This is a genomic window from Streptomyces sp. NPDC017991 (genome assembly GCF_044328075.1).
GTDB lineage: Bacteria > Actinomycetota > Actinomycetes > Streptomycetales > Streptomycetaceae > Streptomyces.
Genome location: NZ_JBIRGP010000023.1, coordinates 28,537 through 49,435, shown reverse-complemented (window position 1 = coordinate 49,435; position 20,899 = coordinate 28,537). Strand labels below are relative to the sequence as shown.

Here is a 20,899-nt window from a genome sequence, read left to right as displayed (position 1 = left end):
ACGTTGGACTTCCTCGCGGGCAACCTGCCCGGCGTGCACGGCCAGCGCCCTCCTCGTCGCCCGGCACAGGCAACGCAGCCCTCATCTGGACGCAGCATCGCCGAGCTGACGCCCTACGCATCGGCGTGGATCGCAGAATCGCATCCCGTGACCGCGACCACGAGAACTCCTTGCTCTTCATCGGAGGGTAGTGAGGCACGGCGCACCCGGGTTTCCCACTGCGCCGGCCATAGGGTTGTTGCGTCCCACAGGATTCCCTCCAGGGGTACATCGTCCAGCTTGGCGCTGGTGAGGTCTGCTCCGACGAAGTCGTTGCTGGCCCGCTCGACTTCTGCGACCACCCTGGCCAGCGCGTCGGCATGTCCACAGCCGTGGGTCAGATCATCCATGAGGTCCTGAGCGACTGCCCCGACGCCGAACAGGTAGCTGCGTCCGGTTGCCTGGAGTGCGGCGACGGAGGGCACCAGTTCTTCATCCAGGAGTTCACGGATGCTGTGCAGTTCGTCGGCGAGGCGCTCGGCCGGGTCGGCGAGGGCGGACTCGACGGTGTTGAGGTAGTCGAGGCTGCTGAGGGCAGCCTGGGACCGGTGCGTCTGGGAACGCCGGGACATGCCCTCAAGGTGTTCTCGGAGTTGCTCCACCGTAGTGTCGGCACGACTCAGAGGTTGTGTGCTGTCGCCCAGAAGGTCACACAGGTCCTGGACGATGCGGACAGCAGTGCGCATGGCCTCGGCCAGGTCGAAAGGCCAGTAGTTGTGTACCAAGCGCAGGGCCTCTTCGCGGTATTTCACTCGGATCGTCGCGGGGCGGCGGACCAGGTGACTCCGGGGCTCGAGACTCGCCTGGAGTGCGGAGTCGTGCTGATCGGCGTAGTCGTCCCTGGACAGACGGCGGCTGACAGCATTCCCCGTGGCGCGGTGGGTTGCTGCCAGGAGGCGGTCCAGCGCAAGATCCGGAGTACGCAGTTCGGGCGGCCCGCCGTGGGCGTTGAGGCGGTCAACAACGGCAATGCCCAGTCGACGGTGCATAGTCGTCAGCAGGGCGTCAAGGTCGTCGTCGTGTCGGCCGTTTCCTTCCGCTGCACGGGGATCACTGCCCATCACACCTTCCTCCTCTCGTCGATGAACCGGCCTTCCAACTGCAAGCCCTGCTTCAGTGCGGCTCTCGCGCGGGCCAGGTTCTGGCGGACTGCCGCCTGAGTGGTCCCCATCGCGCGTGCGCTCTCCTCAGTGGTGAAACCGTCCAGATGCCAGGCCATTGCGGCTCGTTGCTTGGCCGGCAAATGCTGAAGAAGGGAGATCACCTGGCGTTCTTCCTCCCCCAGCTCAACGGCGTGGGCCGGGGTCTGCCAGCGCAGGCCGATCTGCGGTTCGGGCAGATCTGCGCAGGTGTCTTCGAGTTTCACCTGCTGGCTCAACCAAGACCGCCATGCCACCGTGCGCAGCCAGGCGCGAGGGTAAGTGATCGTGACGCCTGGCGCGCACATCTGAGTGAAAGCGTCCTGCGCGGCGTCCTGGGCCTCTGTCCACGACGCTCCCTGCACCAGCAGGAAGCAGACCAGAGCGGGATACTGCTGGTCATGCAGAGCCCCGGCAAGCTGGATACCCGGCAGCGGGGTGGCATCTGCCTCCAGCGGCTCGGCAAGGTGCAGATCAGTGCTGACGGCGTCGTCCACGCTCGCCACCCCCGCTCCGGCCGGCGGGATCCGCCTCACGGCCGTCACGGTAGGGGGCAAGTGCGACGGACCGCCCAGTGAGGCAGCGGACCCGTTCGGTCTGCGCCGCCTCACTGATGCGCGCCATCTCCACAGACACGTTCAACCGCCGCTGAGCGATCTTCACCATGGCGTTGATGCCACTGACGGCCACGGTCACCACCGCTGCGGTGATCACAGGCTCCATTCCGCACCCTTCCCTTTCCCGTACAGGCTTCCAGCCCACCTTCACGCACCTCGCACACCTCAACAGTGCGAATTCTCCGAAGAGTTGTGACATCTGCCTGGTCACGAGACTGTCCCCGCCTGGGAGGAGGGCTCGGGACGGAGCGGCAGCACATCGTCATTCGAATGTGTGCTCCCGAAATACGCGTGCAGGACGAGCACTGGAGGGCGACCAGCGATTCGCTCTGCCGAAGGAGGTGCGGAGCCCGAGCCAGTCAGTCCGTAGCCCCACCACACCGTCACTTCCGGGCCGACAACCGGGCCGAGGACCGTGCAGGCCGTATCGGCAAGGCGGTCACCGACAGCGCAGGCGCCCCACGCCGGAGCCGCGTATCAGGCCAGGGCGACGCTGACGAGCCCGGCTATGACGAACGCCCGGCAGGCCCGGGCCAGCACGACCGGCGGGGCCGGCCGGCCTGTCGCCGGTCCGGTCAGGGCTCGGGCCTCGTGAATGAGCACCTCGGGAAGGCGCCGGTCGCCCGGCTCGCTCGCGGTCATCCTGCGACGGTAGCCGCGGCGGCACACGACCGGGAGGCCGCTCTCAGCCGGGAGACTGCAGGAACGCCGCCTGGACGCGCAGCAGATGCGTCTCGGGGCGGGTCTTCTCGTAGCAGTCCATGACCTTCTGATACCGGCCCGCCGCGAAGCCACGGCGGGCCTGGTCTTCCTCGCCGTCCAGACCGCAGGCGATCGCCAGGGCGGCGCCTTCACGCAGGGCGTCCCGCTTGGTTGCGTAGACCCACACGTCCAGCCGTCCGCTGCCGGAGTAGCCGCGGTGCGCCAGGGTCCACACCGCCGGAGCCCGAGTCGTCTGCGTCGAGCCGTCGGGCCGATGGAGACGTGAGGCCACCTGCTGCTTGATGAACCCGGAAGAGTCGCTCACCCGATCACGGTATCGACCGCCTTACCGCGGTGTGACCCGTTCTCAGCAAGCCCCTTCGCGGCCGCGTCTGATCCGTCCGGGGGACCGGCAAGCCGCGACTGCGCAGTGCGGGACCGCGGGCCCTTTAACGTGCGGGGCATGGACTGCACTTCGATGCCCGAGCCGCTGCGGCAGGCCCTTCACCAGCTGGTCTCCGAGGCGGTGATGAACTGTCAGGAGGTCCTGCGCTACACCGAGCCGAACGTCGCGCACGACTGGACACGGATGACGCTGTACCGGGCCACGGACGCCTCCGACACCCTGGACATGGCCTCCCTGCTGATCGCCGCGTACTGCCAGCAGCACACCGACATCTCCCTGGATACCCTCGCTTCCTACCTCCAGACCCGCCAGCAGCGCAGCCGGGCGGCCGGCCCCCGCGAGTCGGACCGGCAGGAGATCGCCGGGATGCTCGGTGCCGCGCCCCCGCCCGAGAGCGACTCCGACGCCCGCCGGTGGTACTCGTGGGGTAGCGGATATGCCAGCGGTGGGCTGATGTCCGAGGCCGATGAGCAGCGGATGTTCACCGAGGCGTGTCTGCACGGGCTGCGGGCCCGGCTGTGTGACGACGTCGACGCACTGGACAACTTTCTGCCGCCGCCCGTCGCGGCGCTGGCGCGGAAGGTAGCCGAGGTCCTGGAAGAGCCGCAGCCGGCCACCGTGTGACCTCGCGGTGCCACAGACCGACTGTGCGCACCAACCTCGCCCTGCCCCCTCGAAAATGGGGACCCCATTTCCTCGATCCGGTGGATGCCGGTCGCCGGGGCGCGGTGCACCGCAACGTACAAACCCCAGCCGGCGTCACCGGCCGTGAGCCAGTCCCCGGCCCCCGGGACGCCGGCGAGAGCTTCCCGCCTCACCCCCTTGGTGGGGCTCAGCGTCTGGAGGACAGCACCGGAGTGCTGGCGGCTTCCCTCCCGCCTCCCGGCCAGGCTGCCGGGCCGATGGCCGGGGCTGCGCGGCGGCCGGGCCCGCCGCGCTGCCGGACTGAACGCGCCCCGGTCCCCGGCCGCGGCCGTACCGCCTATCCCGCCCGTCCCTTACTCCTTCACTCCAGCCGGGGGGCAGGGGGCCAGAGCAGCCACAACGGGGGTGTCAGCAGGCCGACAACGGCAAACCGGCGTGGTCGGCCTGCGCGGACACAGCGATCGGCTGGGGATCAGCTCCGAGACCGCCACCGCCTGGACCCAGTCCGGAGACTGGGTCCGATATGCGGCAGAACTTCCAGGTCGAACGCATCCACGGGCTAAGCACCGAAATCCAGGTTCGGCCGCTGCCCCAACAGCCCTATGGTCCACTCCATGCATGCCGAACAGCTCAAGGCCTCGTCGCGGAAGTGGATGACCGCGGCACTCACGGCGTTCGCGGAGGGACCCGAGTCATACGACTTCGCAGTTCACCACGCTGGGATCGCCGCCGAACACCTCCTCAAGGCTTTCCTCGCGGCCCTCCACCCGGCGCTGATAGTCGAGGCCCGGGACTTCGATTCGCTCCTCCACGCCACCGGCCACGGCGCGCACGCCACGGCCCCCGCGAGTCGGGCGAAGACGATCGGGCTGGTGGAAGCCCATGCCCGAGTCCACAAGATCCTCCGGAATCAGATCCCAATCAACAAGCAAGCACTGGAGCCCGTCGCGAACGCCCGCAACGGCGTTGCTCACAGCGGCGTTCATGACGTCGCGGAGGTCCAGACGGTCTTCACCACATGCCTGCGGCTGATCGACCCGTTGCTCGCAGAGCTGAAGATCGCTCCGGATGACTACTGGGGCAGCTATGTCCCTTTGCACGACAGGCTGATCGAGGAACGCGTTCAGGCCGCCCGCATCCGACTGGAAGGCAAGCTGGCCAAGGCACGGGCCATCTTCGAGCAGCGTTACGGGCATTTGGCGTCAAAAGAGCGGGAGATCGTGCTCGCCACGATCACACAGCACTCGCCCCGCTACATGGAAGAAGACCTGGAGACGACCTGCCCTGCCTGCCGCTCACAGGGGTGGCTCATGGGCGACACCCACATCGAGGAGACGAACAGCCCCGTCGTGGTCTTCACCCCCTACGTCTTCGCCTGCTCCGCATGCGACCTCGACGTCGAGAACGAGGAGTTCTGGCAGCTGGGAGACCTCGGTGACGAAGTTGAACTCTCCGACTCGCCGGAAGACTTCTACGGGAACTGGGAGCCAGACCCCAAGTTCATCCCGGACGACCCGGAAGACCCCACGGACGAAGACATCCATCGAGACAGATGACCCGGCACCGGCATCGCATTGCTCACGTTCTTGTACCCTTCCGCGCGGCCATCGGCCCCGGCACGGGTCAGCCAGCTGTCGGTGCGCCCCTTCCCGGGGCGGGCGCGGCCTCCAGCCGGTCCGGGCGTTCGTAGAGGGCGCGGACCAGGCGGGCGCGGTTCTGGACGCAGCCCCACGGTGCCTTCCAGCGTCGTGGACAGCCGGCCTACCGCCTCACGCAGGACTACATCGGCGAGCGCCCGGGGCCCGCTGTCCTTCGGCAGCTGGTCGGCGCGGCGCCGTACGTCGGCGGCGACCGCACGGGCGTGGCCGTGCATCGAACGCAGCCGGGCCGGCAGCGGGCTCGAAAATCCCGTACGGATGTCAGTGGCGGCGATCGCACTTCATCCATGACTGCGCCCGCCCCCACGCCTGCATCATTTGCGTTCCACCACTCTGCGTCTGGCTCGTGCTCTTGCGTCCATGATCCGGAACGCTACGGTCATGCAGGCCATGAAGATGACCATCGCCATGGTCACTATCAGCCCGCCCGCCTGGACCGACTGCGCCCAGGGGCGCAGCGGTCCGCCGTCGTGAACGCGGCCGTACAGGGGCACGGTGAAGGAGACAGCGGCGCCGAGCAGGCCGATACACAGTGCGGCGGTAGCTGCTTTGGGGCGTGTGAGGCGTCGGGGGTCCCATGAGTGAGCGTGAGAATCGGGCGGACGGCGAGCGGACCGCAGCCATCGAAGAGGCGCTGTGATGGCTTGCATCACCGCTGGGATTGTGCGCGGGATGCAGAAGGCTATCCCCTGGCAGTAGGCGGCCGATCGGCGTCTGTGGGGGTTGGTGATGATGGCGCGAAGCTCGGCTTCCCAGAGTGTGTGCGTCTCGTGTGTGGTGGTGATCTTGGCGAAGTTCAGGAGGAGGAAGGGCAGGCGCGCTCCGATCGCCCTGCTCAGGACCAGGGCAAGGTAGAGGAGCGCTGACAGCGCGAGGGCCAGCAGGGCGAGAGCGATCCACGTGGTGCCGCTGTGACCCAGGTAGGTCGGTTGCGCAGGCGGTGGGTAGCCCTGCGCCGGATCTGCGGGGCTCTTTGAGGCAGGCCGCAGTTCCCTCGTGGCAAAAATCATGACCATTGCGACGCCCGCCGTGCACGCGGCTGCCGTCAGCACCACCAGACGCGTCAGCGCTGTCGAGACCTGAGCGGCGACAGTGCCGGGGCGCTTACCGAGACGATCGGCGGTTTCCTGATAGGTCAGGCCGACCCCCTTGGTGAGGTAGAGGGCTCTGCGCTGTTCCAGCGGCAGCTCTTTGAGATAGGCCGTGAGTGCGAGACGGTCGTCGACCATCCTGGCGTGATCGCTGTCGAGGTACGGACCGAGTTCAAGTACGTCGTGGCCGCAGGTCATCTCTGCTTCCAGTTGCTGCCGGTAGCGCTTACCGGCCGCGGCAACGTCACGTGAAATGATCTTGTGGAGATATGCCCGGGGCTGGCCAATCGCATCCGGTGTCTTCAGCGCTTTCACGAAAGCGTTCTGCACGACGTCGTCTGCGCCCAGCCGGCTGGGCGGTACCTGTGCCTGTCGCAGCAGCTTGACCGCCCTGCCGGTGAGCTCTCCGCGATAGACCCGGAAGGCAGTTTCTAACGACGCGTGCGGAACGCCCTGGCCGTCGGTACTCGCGCTCACCCCTGTCCGCCTCGACGCTTCCCATGCCGGGCCAGAGCCGCTGCATCCTGTGCCGCGCCCCGGCTAACTACGCTCTTGGCCCGAATGATCTCGGCCTGGCCCTCGGCCTTCGTACGGTAGGCCAGGCTGTCCACGAACTTGCCCACACTCGGAGCCATCACCATCAAAATTGCGACCACCAGGACTTCCATCGCCTGCTCCCTGTCAGAACCCGCAGCCGGCGCGAGAGCTTGCGTCCCTGCCCCGACCGCCTTACATACACGTAGAGCACAGCAGCGGCCGAATCCTTTAGAGGACTCTTCTTCCTCCCGGCCCGTCCCGTCTCCCTCTTCCAAGGGGACAGATGGGGTGCGGAAGTGTGCCCCGGGGTGTCGGCTCACGTGGAAGCCCTGCCCAGACTGCCGAGCCTGCGCCGATACACGCCTGCGTGATCCGGCGGGGCATCTGATCTCGGGCCATGTAGCGCGCCACACGGTGCGTCTGATGTCGCGCCAGACGCTGCACCCGGCGCCGAACTGCCCCCTGCCGGTCCCGTTCGGCGTGTGCAGCGCGGAGACGAAAACGACGCGCAACCGGCAAACCGGCGCCCCGATACCTCGAGGCACACCTGCCTGCCCCGTCCTTCCCGTCTCCTTCTTTTCTCGTCCTGGTGGGGTGTGGGGGTGTGCAGAGGGGGATGTCGGCCTCGTTGGTCGGGCCCTACCAGGGCTGGTGGCCTGCGGATACGCGCGCGAAGGCGCGGCAGGGTGCGGGCAGTTACCGGCGGGGTTGTGGGCCCGGTCGGGGGTGGTTTTGTCGCACAGGCGGAAGAAGCCTAGCGGCGCCGCTACCCGCTGTTCCCACGGCTGCTGTTCGTCCTCGACAACACCGGCCCCGCCCGGCATCTAACACCGCATCCGCGCCCTGCGCGCAGCCACCATGGAAGTGACACTGGCGCCCTTCCCACACGTCCCAGACCCTGCCTGTCTGCTCACGCTGCCACGCCGACCAGCTCCTCACCATGGCGGTGCCCAAGACCGACGCCTACGGTCGGCGCATCCGGCTGAAACTGTGCAAGGTCTGCGACACCGACAAGCCCGCGGCCGCCGCGTTCATCGACTTCTTCACCTCCGGTGGCAGTCACGACCTCAGCCGGGCCGCAGAAGGCTCCCGCCTGGTGATCGAGTGGACCCGGGAAGGCATGGCCACCTACGGCTGGCACTGGGAAGAAACCCCCGAGGCCACAACTGAACCCGTCGGCCAGCAGCCGAGGACTGGCAGGCCGTGAAAGGAACATCTGCTGGCGGGTAAAAAAGTTCCGCTCTCTTCGGCGGGTCTGACGTGTCAGGCTGTGGAAATGGGCGCGAACAGTCTGATTTTTCATGTACTGCCGGATGGCGGAGACGAGCGTGGCAGCAGTTTTGCGCTGCCTGCCACCTGGCTCGGGTCGGCTGGCAGATCCGTAGACGTGCATGTCACGACGCTTGTGCCCGAGGCCGTGCGCGGGAACCATTTTCACCGGACACGTCGCGAGCTACTGATTGTTGTCCATCAGGGCGCGTGGTCGGCTCACTGGGATGAGGGCGGCGAGACCACGCCTGTACACAGCCGGGTATTCGAGGGGCGCGGGGCAGTTTTGATCGAAGTGCCGCCCATGGTTTCCCATGCTGTGCGTAACGACGGGACGGCCGTACTACAGATCACCGGGCTGTCGGATGGGGTCTACGACCCTGCGGCACCTGACGCGCACTCAAGGGAAGTGGTGGCCCTATGACGTCCTCGCCGACACGGTTCGCGACGTTATGTCACATCAGCGAACTGGGTGCTCCAGGGTACGGGGAACTGCACAGGATGCTGGCGGCCAGCAAGCCGCTGACGCTGTGGGCTCCGTCGAGCGCGCTTCTGCAAGATTCGTGCTGCCGGATCACTCCAGCCAGCTTCGTCAAGTACGTCGAACAGGGGCATATCAGGATCGTTGCCCGGCGCAAGTGGCTGATCGACCGCGAAGCACGCGATGCCCACCCCTGGGGTGGGGCGCGGTGGAACACGTCGGTCGATGGGGCGATCCGCAGCATCATGGAAGACGACCTGGCGATCACGGACCGCAGCCTGCGCCGTGTCGTGGCGGCCGAGGACGAGCGCGGATGGGATTTCGCGAAGGCGGCTGTGGAGGAGGACCGGGGAGGCACCCTGGAGTGGGAGCGGCTGCTCGCTTCAGGAGAGGCCGAACAGGTTATCCCGCCCGGCACGTTAGAGACGGCACGGCGATGGGGCGGCGACGATCCGCGCCGCCAGGTCATCGCAGTGCTCCGTGACGCGTATAACCACGGCCATGCAGTCCGCGAATCGGACGCTGACATTCCCTTCCTGATGCGCAGGACCGACCGTGAATTCATCACCCGGATCGCCTCCATGTCGTGTCCGCCGCCTGTACCGCACCTGGCACACCCCGCGCAGATCGGTGGAGAAACAGCGGTCCCCGTCAATCTCGCCGAGGTCACCGGGCAACTGCTGGACGTCCTGCGCAGCATCGAGACAAACCGGACCGACATCGGAAAGTTCGTCGGAACCCAGGAGCACACCGCCCTGGTGGCCTGGACAGCCGCGGTCTGCGAGCGAGTCAAGTCCCAGGGAGTCGCCGCAGCGAACGTCGATGTTGCCCGGGAACTTGCCGACCAACTCGCGCAGGCCGGCTTTCCAGGGCTGGCACTGTCCGAGGCGGGGCTCCATTGGACGGCGGGCGAAGCAACATCCGCAGTTGTCGCGAGCCTGGACCTCTGGCTCACCCTCAGCCCGATCGCAACGGGAACCCCGGGCATCAACGACTTCCTCGGCCTGCTGACCGCCGCGTTCCCCGTCGGCCGTGGACTGTGCAAGCGCGTGGGCCTGGTACCCGGCCTCTTCGACGGTCCCCAATGGCCATTCCTGTACGCCGGAAAAAACGCCACCCGGCGGTCCGTGTCAGCACTGCTGGCAGAACTGCAAGAACCCACGGGGTGAAACCGAAGATTGATCCTTTCGGCACCGGGTGAGCTACAGGTCCGACTCCAAGATCAGGCGTCTCGGCCCCATGATGGCGGAAGAGCACGCGACTCAGGCAGCGGGGCCGGGCGCGGGCTCAGCACATGAACGAGCTGAGAGCCTGAATTGGAAGGCCCCTACATGGGAGTTGTGGCCATTGGTTGCTGTCGATCTGACGGCGGACTGATGCTTGAGGCGTGAGGCGGGGTCTGTCGCCGGCTGTGAGGGAGCCGACGCTCCCCACTCGCCTCCTTACGCCCGACATCCGCATCCACACCCGCCTTCAGGGCGAGCTGAGCGGTGTGACGGTCGTGTTCGTGGCGGCGTGTTCGCTGTGGCTGGTGCTGTGGCGCAGGCGTACCAGGCGCGGCTGGCCGGCATGGCCGCTTGTGGTGCTGCTGTGCGGTGCGGCTGTTGCGCTGGTTGGGGCGGCCATGGCCGGTTGACCGGCGCAGCCAGGCAAGTGGGGCTTCCCGTTCCGGTGGGCGGGGAGCCCGTTGGCGTTTTCGGGCTCGGGCTCGGGCCGCTGATGAAACTGGCGCGTCCCCGGCAAGGTACGCACCGCCCCCTCCCGGGCGACCGCCCTGGTCAGGGCCCTGCTGGTCCTCATGGACCGCGCAGTCGCCCCATGACCGACGCTCTTCACCAACGTCACCTGCCAGTAACCAGCACGAGCACCTCGATGCCCACGGCACGCCAGCCCTGTGACCAGAAACTTTAGCCTGCACACCTCCCAGTGACTCCCGCAGCCACTTCAAAGCGTCACCATGCGCGAGCAGGAGGGGGCCCCGCCGATGTCGTCGGCGGGGCCCCCTTCTGGGATCGGTGACCGGCGGCCGTGGAGGGCCCGGTAGGTTCGGCGTGGGTCCGTGTCTGTCGGAGCAGGCACGTTGAAAGGCAGCGGGACGGACAGGCCGTGACCGGGCTGCGGGAAGCGTCGTTGAAGTCGGCGAAGCGTGTTTCCCGTCTCCCGTGAGATGCGTATCGTGAGCCCCCGGTGGTTGAGTCCCGGGGGCTCGCTGCTGTCCCTGGCCACGGCAACGCAGTGGGTCGGCACCGCCCACGCCCCGCTCTCTTCCTCTCGGACCTGCCTCGCACGAGGGCACCGCGCTGACCTGCTCCGGTCAGGTCCATAGCCGGGGTACGTGCTCCCGTGGTCGGCCCGTGACCATCAGCGGGCCGTGATGATGCCTTCGCGTGGCAGCTGGCGCCTCGGTCCTACAAGAGCCCTATGAGGTGAGCGAGCCATCGGCCTGGGGTGCCGAAGTTCAGCAGCCAGGGCAGCGCCAGTCCTGCCGGGGCGGCGAGCGCGCTGACCGCGAGGCAGGTGGCGCTGAACCGTTTACTCAACGGTGAGCGTTGCCTTCGTGCACACAGGGCCGCGACGCGTGCAGTGACGAGCAGGATGAGGAGACATCCCGTCAGCAGGAGGACTCCGTAGCCGATCAGCGTGGCTGGGCCGGGGCGGGGTGATGCCTGAAGGGCGGCTGTGTAGGCGGTCGCCATCCCAAGGACAGCAGCCGGAGCAACGGCTGCTGTGCCCCATTCCCGCTTCCGGGGCGGCGTGCCAGGTGCGCCAAGGAGGTACCGCGTGCTGCGGGTGAGGGGAGCCAGGTCGGCCAAGTCGGGATCACGGGCGCTCCATAAGGGGTTGCTGGAGTCGATGCGCCGGTAGGCCTCTTCGAACGCGGATGCTTCGTCATCCGTGGCACCCATCTGCCGTACCAGGGCCTCAAGGTGGGTCCATGTGTCGGGGAGGGTGTTGCCGTCGATCCAGCGGCCGACTGTGGAGCTGACCACGTCGTCTCTCATGTCCTCCGGCAGCGTGGCGGCCAAGTCTCGAAGCGGCTGTGATCCTGTGCGGTGCCGCAGCCGGGAGAGCGCCGTCGCCAGCGCGTCCGGTGTGCTTGCTGTACGTAAGCCGGCGACCAGCTGCGTCGACATGGCGTGTTGCGTGCGTGCGGCCGCAGCATCCGTGGAGGACGTCGCGGGTCCGATTTTTTTGGCCGCCCGTGCTGTGTCTGTGCTGGTCAGGGGTTTTCGCGCGTTGTCCGTCGTCTGCCTGGGGACATCCTCCCCAGGTTCTGTCGATTCCATGGTCTGTCCCCAGACGATGTGATGCGTCGTCACGTCGTCTGGGGAATCCTGAGTCTGCTGGACACCGAGCTCCCTGCCGAGGCCGTCCAATTCCTCGTCCAAGGCGTCCATCTGCTGCTGATTGACGTCCAAAAACTCCTGGAAACGGTCAAGGGGCGGTAGGCGCAGCTCTTCGGCCACGGTTGCGCCTGGTCTGAGTGGAGGAGGTTCCTCCACCACGCCGTCGTCGGCACGGAACAGTTCGTACTGCTCGCGTGCCACTTGCTTGGTGGCCACGAGCCGCAGCTGCTGGGCCCGTTCCAGGGCACGGCTGGCCTTGGTGAGTCTTTCGCCTGCCTGGCGCCGGTACTCCCGCGACATCTCCAGCTCATGCTGCAGTTCCGCCCGGACGTCTTCCCTGGCCCGGTCGCGCTCGCTCTCCAGGATGGTGATGCGCTGTTCCAGGACCTCGACCATCTTCTTCAGCCCTTCGCACTGCCGTGCGGAGTCTTCATATTTGCGGATCGCCTCGAACTGGAGGACGCGAGCGTCGTCCAGGCGCAGAGCGAGCGCGGCGACCTCGCTACGTTGCTGAGGCGCTCGTGTCACCGGCAGGTCCGTACCCGATGAGGCAGCCTGTTCGGACAGGTCCTTCGCAGCCCGCTCGGCGGCCGCGAGCAGGCTCAGTCCGTGCTCCAGCTGGCGCTTGCGCATGAAGGGCTCGCGAACGAGGCGCGTTACCACTTCTTCCACCAGAAGCGCCGGCGGCAACCGGCTGCCGTCGCGGAACCTCCCCCATGAGGTCTTGCCATGGGGGAATTCCTTCTCCAGGGTGCGCACCGTCACCCCGTGGGTGATCTTCCGTAGCCAGAGAGCGAACTCATCGGCTTGTTCCGTCAGCCCCTTCAGGTCCCCCAGCGGCCGCCCCATCCGCTCCCCCGCTCCGCCCTTGTCCCGGGACAACTGCCGGTTGTCCGCAACTTATGGACCGTCACCTGCAGCGATCACATGCCTCTGCGCCGGACAACGAAACCATGGATGAACGTGGTCTCCAACCACTCGGACAACTTCTGGAGACCCCGTGTTCACGCCCAACTCGACTCAGCCAAACCGCCCTTCGTGGCCCTACGTGGTAGCCGCCGCTCTCACCCTCGCCGTCCAGCAGGGGTGGAGCGCAAAGGAAGTCATCACTCTCGCCACCTGCCTTCTCGTACTCATCGCCCTCGTCACGTCAACCGGAAGTGACCAATAGACCGCCGGACGCACACCGTTCGGGCGGGCACCTCGACCGGCCATGCGCCAACGGCACGGTCGGTGCCCGTCCTGAATCAGCACACCGCGCTCTTCACGAATTACGCAGGTGGCAGGCGACCAGCACGGCTTGCCACCACTCGCTGCGCCTCAGCGGCGGGACCTCGCCCGGGAACGCCTCGGGACAAGGCCCGCCGCGTGCGGTACGACCAATGCACCCTCCCGGATGACGGAGGGCCAAAGCCCGGGCGGGTCGCAGCCGCACGCCGCTACCAAAAGCTCATGCTCTCGAAGATCGCGGCCGCTGCCGCCCTCCTGCTCGCCTTCCCCCTCACCACCACACCCGCCGCCGCACACGAAACGCGAGCGGAACCCCTGCCGCTGGCCCAGGCCGTGCAACTACTGCCATCGGCAGACGAAACCCGAGACGGCTACCAGCGCACCAGCTTCAAGCACTGGACCGACGCCGACCGCGACGCGTGCAACACCCGCGCCGAAGTACTGATCTCCGAATCACGCACCGAACCGGCCATCGAAGCGGGCTGCAAGGTGACCGCAGGCGAGTGGTATTCCTACTACGACGGCGTCACCCTCACCGCACCGGGCGGCCTGGACATCGACCACATGGTCCCCCTCGCCGAAGCCTGGGACTCCGGCGCCCACTCCTGGACACCCGCCCGGCGCGAGGCCTACGCCAACGACCTCGACGCCGACCACAGTCTGGTCGCCGTCACCGCCCGCACCAACCGCTCCAAAGCCGACCAGGACCCCCGCCGACTGGCAGCCCCCGCTCGCCGACGCCCGCTGCACCTACACGACTGACTGGGTCGCCACCAAACTGCGCTGGCAGCTGACCGCCGACAACCGCGAACGAGCCGCCCTCACCGAACTCGCCGCCGGCTGCGGACAGGAGACCGTCGACTACCAGCCAGCGCCGTAGCCGTACCCCCAAGCTGGCCAGGCGGTGCCCGCCCATTGCAGGCGGCGAGCACTGCCAGATGGTCTGTCCCCGTGAGGCGGCGCCCGGATCAGAACCTCACCGTGCAAGCCGCGGTAGTCGGCCCAAGGCCGAGCGGCAGCAGGGGTTCCCAAGACAGAAGCATGCCGAGAACCCCGGAAGGGACTCTCGGCAACACCACGAAAATCAGCTGGGAATGGCCCGCGTCAGAACCAGTCGGTACAACGGATCACCGCAGCCTGACTTCCGGTCCTGATCCACGCGCAGGCGCGCATCACCTTCTGGTTGTCATCCAGGGCCGGCGTGTATGCAACCCCGTCGGAACCGGCGTAGGTCGTCAGGAGAGGACCGTCCCAGCCAGCACCGGCGTACGGTGCACGATCCACCCACACGTGGTCAAACCCGGGCCAAGCGTTCGTGATCCGCCCCCACGCGCACGTCGTGTCCGGGTGGTAACGAAGTTCCACAGTGACGTTCGCCTCAGGCGGTGTGGTACGCACCGTTATGCCACCGCTTGGCGGTTCCTGCCCATCGACACAAAATCCAGCCGCCGCAGCACTGGCAGGCGCCGCCAAACCGACACCGCCGCCCAGTAAGCCGGCGGCCAGCGCACCGACCGCCAGCAGACGCTTCACTCGAATCACGTAATCCCCTTTGATCACTGCCTAGTTGACTGCTCCTGCCGGGTGGGACACCCGGTACAACCAAACGGTTGTGCGACACCAGGTAGCAGAGATGCGGTTCGAGCAGTTCGGGGACAGGGGCACGGCTGCCCGCCCAACTGCCCGTGGCAGCAGCGCGATGACGGACCGACCTCGGACAGCGAACTCAGCCGGACGGGTGAACACGCCTGGCCGGCAGAACCCTGCGGGACGGGCGCTGCGTCGTGGCAGGCATGAAGCCGATCAATGACGCACACGTCGCCCGGCCCGGCCTGGCCGTGGTGGACGTCGCAGCCACCGACGACCAAACCGCCTTCGCTATCCAGAACCTGCTCGCCGCGCACTGCGCCATCGCACCCGCAGACCGGACGGTCAAAACCCCCGGCGAGCCCGGCGTACGACTGCGCTGCTTCGTGGACCTGCACCAGGAACCCGACGCCTAGAAGCCCTGCCGCCACGGGCTCCTTCGTCAACCCGCCCTGCCGGCCACCAGGGTGAGGTGGAAGGCGTCGATCGCGGCGCGCACCTGCGGTGCCAGTTCCCATTCCTGGTGGTGGTCGCCGTTGTAGTGGTGGAAGCGCCGGGAGACGAGCGCGCCGGCCACCTCCGCGACGTCGTTGGGTGTGGCGTAGACGCGGTGCAGGGCGGTGAGGGGGCCGCGCGGGATCGCGCCGACGGCATCGGGGCGCAGCAGGCTGTGGGCCCAGCCGGTGTCGTCGTGCCATATGAGCCGGATGCCGCCCGGGCCGGCGCAGCGGGAGGCGTCCCAGGTGAAGACCAGGCGCATGGCGGTCTCGCGTCGGTAGTCGCGTTCCACGCGGACGGCGCCGGGCGGGATGCCGCGGCCGGTGAGCTCCTGGTCGACGGCGCGCGCGTAGGGCCAGTGCGGCAGTGACGCGGGATCCAGCATTCCGGGCGGGTTGAGCAGCACCAGTTCTCGCTTCCAGGGCAGATCAGGCCGGTGTAGCCGATGGGCGGGGGTGGGGGTGGTCAGGAGGCGCGGCGGAAGGTGGCGGCCGGGCCGATCGCGCCGGGCCCGAACTTCCTGCGGATGCGGTCACTCACCGCCTCCGCGACCAGCCGGTCCTCCCGCGCCCGGTCGAGACTGATCTGCTCGGCCACCTGGCCGGCGCCGACCAGGTCCTCACCCTCAACACGAGTCCGGTCAGGCGCCCGCGCTGCAGGCCCGCGGCATCGATGAGCCGGAAGGCCATCGTGCGCAGGTCGTCCTCGTGCGCGGACGCCTCCGGCAGACGGTGCGTCTTCTCCCACGCGGTGCCGCCGGCGAACCGCAGCGCGAGGGTGAGGCCGCGCGCCACCTGGCCGCGATCGCGCAGTTGGAGACCGAGCTGGACGACCAGATCAAGCAGGGCGCCGCGGACCGCGGCGCCGTCCAGGGTGTGCTGGGTGAAGGAGTGCCGCACGCTCGTGGACGCGGGCAGAGCGCGCGGGGCGACGGGGCGGAGGCCGATGCCGCGGGCCCGGTCGACGGCAATCCGGCCGGCCCTGCCACCCAGCAGACGCTGCACCGTGGCCGCTGGAATGGTGGCGAGCAGGCCCACGCAGTGCACGCCGTACGCGCACAACGCCGCCGCCTGCTTCGGCCCGATGCCGTGGAGAGCTTCGACGGGCAGTGGCCCGAGCCAGTCGAGGACCTGGTCGGGGTCCACGGCGAGGACTCCGCCGGGTGCGTCGATCTGGCCGGAGGCGGTCGCCGCGACGGTGATCGTGGGGCCGATCCCGACACGGACGTCGACACCCAGCCGCGAGATGGTTCGCACCCGCAGCACCTCCCCGAGCCGGCGGGCGTCGGCGCCGTGGTAGCGCAGGGCGCCCTTCAGCTCCACCAGAGCCGCGGACGGCGGGAGGGCCTGGACGGTCGGGGAGAACTCCGCGCACAACTCCAGGACCTGCCGGAACGTCTCTTCCGGCAGCCGGTCCGGGCAGCGCACATGCATCACACTCGACACCCTCATCTGGTCTTCCGCTGCCGCCATGGCACTCCACCTCCTCCACCCGCAGAGTATCGAACTAGTATTCGAACACGCGAGTGGACGGGCCTGGCCGGTCCGCACACCCAGGTGTGACTGAGCGTCGTAGTTGGCCACTGAGCGCTCTAGTTGGCCGGACCCACGCACAGCGGCCGGGCCGGAGGCTCGACTGGTAGCGCGCGAGTCCGGGAAATGGAGGTGCCGGCTCCTGACCTGCACAGGCAGGATCACTCCATGTCGACCGACGTGAGCGGAATGATCGAATGCCGACCAGGGGCCCGCCTATGGGGCCCCGACGACGAGGACTCTGCATGGGAGGTCGGCATCGATCTCTTCCTCCTCAACAAGGGCAACGCCTACGACGGCCTGGCCTGCCTCTTCGGAATCCGCAACTCCTACGGCTTCCGGCCCCTGGCGGAAGATCGTGGCTTCCCGAACGACGCCTCGGATGGGCTGCGAGCTGAGTTCGCTGGCTACGGCGGCCCCCACGATGTGCACGGGACCACCTGGCTGACCTGGGCCGAGCTGGACACCACGGACTGGCAGGAAACCAACGCCTCAGGAACGCGAACCCGCGCCGCGGCCGCAGGGATCGACACCGACTGGGGCCGGGTCTGGACTGTCATGCGCATCCTCAGTGAAATCCACGGAGCCGAGAACGTGCGCCTCGTCGTTTGGTTCCACTGACTCGCGGCTGAGCAAGCGGTTGGCCAAGCTGGCCAACTACGACGCTCAGTCACACCAGGAGCGAGACTACGTTCGATGACCTGCCCGCTGACCTGGCACGACTGCTGACCTTGAGGACCTGGCACGCCATGTGGCTTCAGCGCATCGACGCAAAAATCGCCACTGTCCGGCAGCGCGAAGCAGAACAGGAACGTGGGCGGCTCTCCCGGCTCCCCGGACCGGAGTGGGTGGTCGAGCTGGGCATCGGCGTCGGCCAGCCGCCTGTCGAAGTGCACGCCGGACACTGCTACGCCATCGGCAAGCGCCACCGGCCCATCAGCCGCGACGAAGCCCGCCGGCTCCTCGACGCGGGACTGCGCGCGTGCAGCCACTGCGCCCCGGACACCGCGCTCGACATCCCCTTATCCAGCCGCCCGGCCCTTGCCACCGCGGCGCGCTGACGGCTCCCTGCCCCCGCACGGCCTGCCACCTCGCACCGCGGTGTCCACCCACTCCTTCACCCCGGAACAGGACACCCCGTGATGACCAGCACTCCCCCGCCACCGATCAGCGAACCGGACCCGTCGACCTTCAAAACCTCCAGCAGCTACGTCGGACCCTGCTCCGGCTGCCAGCGGCCCACGCACAAGTACGGCAGTGGCGGACTGCCGCTGTGCCAGTGGTGCCTCTCCCCCGTACGGGAAAGCTGGGGACCGGCCGTCCGGTTCACCAGCACCCGCACGCAGGCGAGGTGACGGCAGGACCCGCTGACGAGTCGCCGTTCGGCCGCCTCCGCACCACCCGGCGCTGCCAGGGGAATCGAACGCCTACCTGTGCGAGGGAACAGCGGAGCGACAAACCGGGTCTGCGACCTGTTACGAGTATGCGGGAGGGCCGGCCGGGGGCGTGGCGGGAGTGGGGCGGGGGCGTGCGGGAAGCTGGAAACCGCTTCCACGGCGGTCCTGCGGTGTGGGTGTGGCGGGCACCGACCTGGCGCCGCCCGTCCGCCAGGATAGCTGCGGGATACATCCGGCAGTCACGGAAATGTCCGCATACAGCAACACCAAGCAGGACACCTGCCGCACCAGGCGGGGTGTGGCCAAGCTGTGGGTCCTCGGCACTCGCCGGGAACGCACCACCGTCCACGGTGACCGGTCAGGGCCGGCCGCCGGGACACGCACCGTTGGGGGATTTTCGTGTCTTCACGCTCTACCCGCCGTATCGCCGCCGCGGTCCTCGCCGCCGGCGCAGCACTCGGCGCCACCGCCCTGCCCGCCACCGCGGACAGCAGCCAGCAGCAGGCCCGGCGCTCCCACGTCGAGATCTCGGCCGTGCAGTACGACTCACCCGGCCGCGACGACCGCTCCAACCGCTCCCTGAACAAGGAGTGGGTCGAGATCACCAACGCCGGACGGCGCGCCGTCAACCTCGAAGGCTGGACCCTCAAGGACGAGGACGGCCACACCTTCACCTTCAGCCGCTACCGCCTCGGCGGCCACGAGTCCGTCCGCGTCCACACCGGCGAGGGCCGCGACCGTGACGGCCACATCTACCAGGACCGCCGCCACTACGTGTGGGACAACCGCTCCGACACCGCCACCCTGCGCAACGACAACGACCGCCGCGTCGACCGCGAGTCCTGGGGCCACGGCGGTGGCGGGCACCACCGCCGCTGACCACCCCCACCCCACCCCAGGCCATGACTGTGAAGTGAAGGCCTGCGGCAGGGTATGACCTGCGGCATGGCCCGGCGGTTTCATCAACCGCCGGGCCATGCCGCCGCTTGCGTGCGCCAGGGCCGCGGCGAGGTGCCCGCCGCCGGCAGGCGGCAGTACCGGTCCGGTGACCGGCCCCAGGCTGCAGTCGCGGTGCGCGTGCCGGTCCCCTCGGCTCCTCGTACGCTGAAGACCTCGGGGCCGTACAGGAGGTTTGTCGTGCCCCGAACCATCTGGTCAGGTGCCATCTCGTTCGGTCTGGTGACTTCTCTGAACTAAGTGTGGTCGCAGCCCGAAGGTGCAGCAGCGCACCGGACAGACGAATCACTCGCGCATACGGGCTGACGCGGGCGAGTCGAGCATCGCCTTGAGGATGCGTTGCAGCTCAACGCGGTCCTGGGGGGTGACCCTCGCCAACCTGCGGTCGTACTCCGCCGCGAGGGCTGCAAGGGCTCGATCGCGTGCTTTCGTGCCCTCGCGGGTCAGCACGAGCCGATGACGCCGCAGGTCCGCCTCGTCGATCTCGCGGCGGATGAAGCCCTTGGTGACGAGGTTGCGGACGTAGACCGTCACGCTCGCCTTGGGCAGCAGTAGCGCGGTCGCGATCTCGGCCGGGTACGGCGATGCCTCCACCTCGGCCAGGACGAAAAACTCCTTCGTCTCCAACCCGAGCCCGGCCAGCTCCTCCGTGCAGGCATCCATCACGACTGCCAGCAGCCGCTGGTTCAGCGTCCACAGCTGCGCCCCGTCGACCGACATGCGACCCTCCGCTCCAGGTGGTACGGTTTCGTATTAGTTCTAGATCGTACAATATGTGACATTGTACTGGACTCCTATGGAACAACAATCTCACGAAGGAAGCCAGCCATGCTTCAGCACCTCACGATCCCGCGCGGTCCCATCAACCTCGCCGCGGACCTCCACCTACCGAACAACGCCGACAGCAGCGCACCGCTGCCCGCCGTGGTGCTCTCCACCCCCGGCAGCAGCGTCAAGGAGCAGATCGGCGCCAACTACGCCTCCCGTCTCGCCGCCCACGGCATCGTCGCGCTCGTCCTCGACCCCGCCCACCAGGGCCAGAGCCAGGGCGAGCCCCGCGACCTCGAAGACCCCTACCGCCGCGGTGAGGACATCTCCTCCGCCATCGACGCGCTCACCACGACGCCCGGCATCGACCCGCAGCGCATCGGCGTCCTCGGCATCTGCGCCGGTGGCGGCTACGCCGTCCACACCGCCCGCACGGACCACCGCATCAAAGCGGTCGGCACAGTCGTCCCCGTCAACATCGGCAACGCGTTCCGCACCTTCTCCCCCGACGGTCCGGCCGCAGCACTCGACGCCCTCGCGGACGCACGGACCGAAGAGGCCCGCTCCGGCGAGACGACCCGCGTGAACTGGCTGCCCGACACCCTCGAGGACGCCGCGGCAGCGGGCCTGACCGACATCGACACCACTCAGGCCGTCACCTACTACCGCACCGAGCGCGGCGGCAACGAACACTCCACGAACCGGCGCCTCCTGCGCAGCGACTCCCTCCTAATGGGCTACGACGCCTTCCACTTGGCCGATCGGCTCATGACTCAGCCCTTGCAGGTGATCCTCGCCGGACGCATCGGCAACACCGGCTCCTACGACATGGGCATGCAGCTGTGGAAGCTGGCCCCCAACCCCGTCGACCTCATGGTGATCGACGGCGCCGGCCACTACGAGATGTACGACGAACCCGCATACGTCGACGCCGCCGTCGAACGACTCACCAGCTTCTACGCGAACAACCTGTAAGGCATCCGAACCAGCGAACCTATT

Annotated in this window: 24 protein-coding genes and 2 pseudogenes; 13 read left to right on the top strand and 13 right to left on the bottom strand. The window is 68.0% G+C overall.

What is annotated here, in order from left to right:
• Window positions 1-113 precede the first annotated feature (113 nt).
• The 5 genes from ACH4DZ_RS42365 to ACH4DZ_RS42345 all read right to left on the bottom strand — a co-directional run bounded on the left by ACH4DZ_RS42365 (window position 114) and on the right by ACH4DZ_RS42345 (window position 2,822).
• A complete protein-coding gene (locus ACH4DZ_RS42365; RefSeq protein WP_398294798.1) occupies window positions 114-1,100 on the bottom strand; it encodes a hypothetical protein in 987 nt (328 codons plus the stop codon).
• Window positions 1,100-1,675 (bottom strand): RNA polymerase sigma factor, encoded by a 576-nt coding sequence (locus tag ACH4DZ_RS42360; protein WP_398294796.1) that lies wholly within the window; start codon window positions 1,673-1,675, stop codon window positions 1,100-1,102. Before ACH4DZ_RS42360 ends, ACH4DZ_RS42365 begins: the two co-directional genes overlap by 1 nt.
• A complete protein-coding gene (locus ACH4DZ_RS42355) occupies window positions 1,653-1,901 on the bottom strand; it encodes a hypothetical protein (RefSeq protein ID WP_398294794.1) in 249 nt (82 codons plus the stop codon). Before ACH4DZ_RS42355 ends, ACH4DZ_RS42360 begins: the two co-directional genes overlap by 23 nt.
• A gap of 371 nt (window positions 1,902-2,272) precedes the next feature.
• Window positions 2,273-2,437 (bottom strand): hypothetical protein, encoded by a 165-nt coding sequence (locus ACH4DZ_RS42350; RefSeq protein ID WP_398294792.1) that lies wholly within the window; start codon window positions 2,435-2,437, stop codon window positions 2,273-2,275.
• Between the two features lie 43 nt (window positions 2,438-2,480).
• Window positions 2,481-2,822 (bottom strand): hypothetical protein, encoded by a 342-nt coding sequence (locus ACH4DZ_RS42345; protein WP_398294790.1) that lies wholly within the window; start codon window positions 2,820-2,822, stop codon window positions 2,481-2,483.
• Between the two features lie 138 nt (window positions 2,823-2,960).
• Between ACH4DZ_RS42345 and ACH4DZ_RS42340 the strand changes: the two genes are divergently transcribed.
• Entirely contained in the window at window positions 2,961-3,527 is a 567-nt protein-coding gene (locus ACH4DZ_RS42340) for a hypothetical protein (RefSeq protein ID WP_398294788.1), read from the top strand.
• Between the two features lie 635 nt (window positions 3,528-4,162).
• Window positions 4,163-5,104, top strand: coding sequence for a hypothetical protein (locus ACH4DZ_RS42335; RefSeq protein ID WP_398294787.1), 942 nt, complete (start codon window positions 4,163-4,165; stop codon window positions 5,102-5,104).
• Window positions 5,105-5,171: 67 nt separating this feature from the next.
• Here ACH4DZ_RS42335 and ACH4DZ_RS42330 read toward each other — a convergent pair.
• The 3 genes and pseudogenes from ACH4DZ_RS42330 to ACH4DZ_RS42320 all read right to left on the bottom strand — a co-directional run.
• A pseudogene (locus ACH4DZ_RS42330) lies at window positions 5,172-5,415 on the bottom strand (restriction endonuclease); the annotation flags it as partial.
• A gap of 105 nt (window positions 5,416-5,520) precedes the next feature.
• Window positions 5,521-6,774 (bottom strand): RNA polymerase sigma factor, encoded by a 1,254-nt coding sequence (locus ACH4DZ_RS42325; protein WP_398294785.1) that lies wholly within the window; start codon window positions 6,772-6,774, stop codon window positions 5,521-5,523.
• Entirely contained in the window at window positions 6,771-6,965 is a 195-nt protein-coding gene (locus tag ACH4DZ_RS42320; protein WP_398294783.1) for a hypothetical protein, read from the bottom strand. Before ACH4DZ_RS42320 ends, ACH4DZ_RS42325 begins: the two co-directional genes overlap by 4 nt.
• An 809-nt stretch (window positions 6,966-7,774) precedes the next feature.
• Here ACH4DZ_RS42320 and ACH4DZ_RS42315 point away from each other — a divergent pair.
• From ACH4DZ_RS42315 to ACH4DZ_RS42300, 4 genes are all read left to right on the top strand, one after another.
• The gene (locus tag ACH4DZ_RS42315) at window positions 7,775-8,041 is read left to right on the top strand and encodes a DUF6300 family protein (protein WP_398294781.1); all 267 of its coding nucleotides are present in this window, start codon (window positions 7,775-7,777) and stop codon (window positions 8,039-8,041) included.
• 69 nt (window positions 8,042-8,110) lie between these two features.
• Window positions 8,111-8,527, top strand: coding sequence for a hypothetical protein (locus tag ACH4DZ_RS42310; RefSeq protein WP_398294780.1), 417 nt, complete (start codon window positions 8,111-8,113; stop codon window positions 8,525-8,527).
• Window positions 8,524-9,753: a hypothetical protein gene (locus ACH4DZ_RS42305; RefSeq protein WP_398294778.1), complete on the top strand. Its 1,230-nt coding sequence runs from the start codon at window positions 8,524-8,526 to the stop codon at window positions 9,751-9,753. Before ACH4DZ_RS42310 ends, ACH4DZ_RS42305 begins: the two co-directional genes overlap by 4 nt.
• Before the next feature lie 242 nt (window positions 9,754-9,995).
• On the top strand, window positions 9,996-10,220 hold the full coding sequence (locus ACH4DZ_RS42300; RefSeq protein ID WP_398294776.1) for a hypothetical protein: 225 nt from the start codon (window positions 9,996-9,998) through the stop codon (window positions 10,218-10,220).
• A gap of 772 nt (window positions 10,221-10,992) precedes the next feature.
• On the opposite strand, the gene ACH4DZ_RS42295 is transcribed toward ACH4DZ_RS42300, so the two are convergent.
• Window positions 10,993-12,780, bottom strand: coding sequence for a hypothetical protein (locus tag ACH4DZ_RS42295; RefSeq protein ID WP_398294774.1), 1,788 nt, complete (start codon window positions 12,778-12,780; stop codon window positions 10,993-10,995).
• Window positions 12,781-13,383: 603 nt separating this feature from the next.
• Here ACH4DZ_RS42295 and ACH4DZ_RS42290 point away from each other — a divergent pair.
• Window positions 13,384-14,041, top strand: a pseudogene (locus ACH4DZ_RS42290) (HNH endonuclease family protein).
• 224 nt (window positions 14,042-14,265) lie between these two features.
• On the opposite strand, the gene ACH4DZ_RS42285 reads toward ACH4DZ_RS42290, so the two are convergent.
• A complete protein-coding gene (locus tag ACH4DZ_RS42285; RefSeq protein ID WP_398294772.1) occupies window positions 14,266-14,721 on the bottom strand; it encodes a hypothetical protein in 456 nt (151 codons plus the stop codon).
• A gap of 233 nt (window positions 14,722-14,954) precedes the next feature.
• Between ACH4DZ_RS42285 and ACH4DZ_RS42280 the strand changes: the two genes are divergently transcribed.
• Entirely contained in the window at window positions 14,955-15,164 is a 210-nt protein-coding gene (locus ACH4DZ_RS42280) for a DUF6207 family protein (protein ID WP_398294770.1), read from the top strand.
• 26 nt (window positions 15,165-15,190) lie between these two features.
• On the opposite strand, the gene ACH4DZ_RS42275 is transcribed toward ACH4DZ_RS42280, so the two are convergent.
• The gene (locus tag ACH4DZ_RS42275) at window positions 15,191-15,652 is read right to left on the bottom strand and encodes a hypothetical protein (RefSeq protein ID WP_398294768.1); all 462 of its coding nucleotides are present in this window, start codon (window positions 15,650-15,652) and stop codon (window positions 15,191-15,193) included.
• Window positions 15,653-15,782: 130 nt separating this feature from the next.
• Window positions 15,783-16,718 carry a hypothetical protein gene (locus tag ACH4DZ_RS42270; RefSeq protein WP_398294766.1) on the bottom strand — a complete coding sequence of 312 codons (936 nt, stop codon included), beginning with the start codon at window positions 16,716-16,718 and terminating at the stop codon, window positions 15,783-15,785.
• A 228-nt stretch (window positions 16,719-16,946) separates the two neighbouring features.
• Between ACH4DZ_RS42270 and ACH4DZ_RS42265 the strand changes: the two genes are divergently transcribed.
• The 4 genes from ACH4DZ_RS42265 to ACH4DZ_RS42250 all read left to right on the top strand — a co-directional run bounded on the left by ACH4DZ_RS42265 (window position 16,947) and on the right by ACH4DZ_RS42250 (window position 19,054).
• Window positions 16,947-17,399: a hypothetical protein gene (locus ACH4DZ_RS42265; protein ID WP_398294764.1), complete on the top strand. Its 453-nt coding sequence runs from the start codon at window positions 16,947-16,949 to the stop codon at window positions 17,397-17,399.
• Between the two features lie 128 nt (window positions 17,400-17,527).
• Window positions 17,528-17,839 (top strand): DUF6233 domain-containing protein, encoded by a 312-nt coding sequence (locus ACH4DZ_RS42260; protein ID WP_398294762.1) that lies wholly within the window; start codon window positions 17,528-17,530, stop codon window positions 17,837-17,839.
• 81 nt (window positions 17,840-17,920) lie between these two features.
• Window positions 17,921-18,133, top strand: a complete 213-nt coding sequence (locus ACH4DZ_RS42255) for a hypothetical protein (RefSeq protein ID WP_398294760.1) — start codon at window positions 17,921-17,923, stop codon at window positions 18,131-18,133.
• A gap of 441 nt (window positions 18,134-18,574) precedes the next feature.
• A complete protein-coding gene (locus ACH4DZ_RS42250) occupies window positions 18,575-19,054 on the top strand; it encodes a lamin tail domain-containing protein (RefSeq protein WP_398294758.1) in 480 nt (159 codons plus the stop codon).
• Window positions 19,055-19,417: 363 nt separating this feature from the next.
• Here ACH4DZ_RS42250 and ACH4DZ_RS42245 read toward each other — a convergent pair whose 3' ends face one another.
• The gene (locus tag ACH4DZ_RS42245; protein ID WP_398294756.1) at window positions 19,418-19,852 is read right to left on the bottom strand and encodes a MarR family winged helix-turn-helix transcriptional regulator; all 435 of its coding nucleotides are present in this window, start codon (window positions 19,850-19,852) and stop codon (window positions 19,418-19,420) included.
• Window positions 19,853-19,960: 108 nt separating this feature from the next.
• Here ACH4DZ_RS42245 and ACH4DZ_RS42240 point away from each other — a divergent pair, with 108 nt between their 5' ends.
• Window positions 19,961-20,875 (top strand): alpha/beta hydrolase, encoded by a 915-nt coding sequence (locus ACH4DZ_RS42240; RefSeq protein ID WP_398294754.1) that lies wholly within the window; start codon window positions 19,961-19,963, stop codon window positions 20,873-20,875.
• Window positions 20,876-20,899 lie beyond the last annotated feature (24 nt).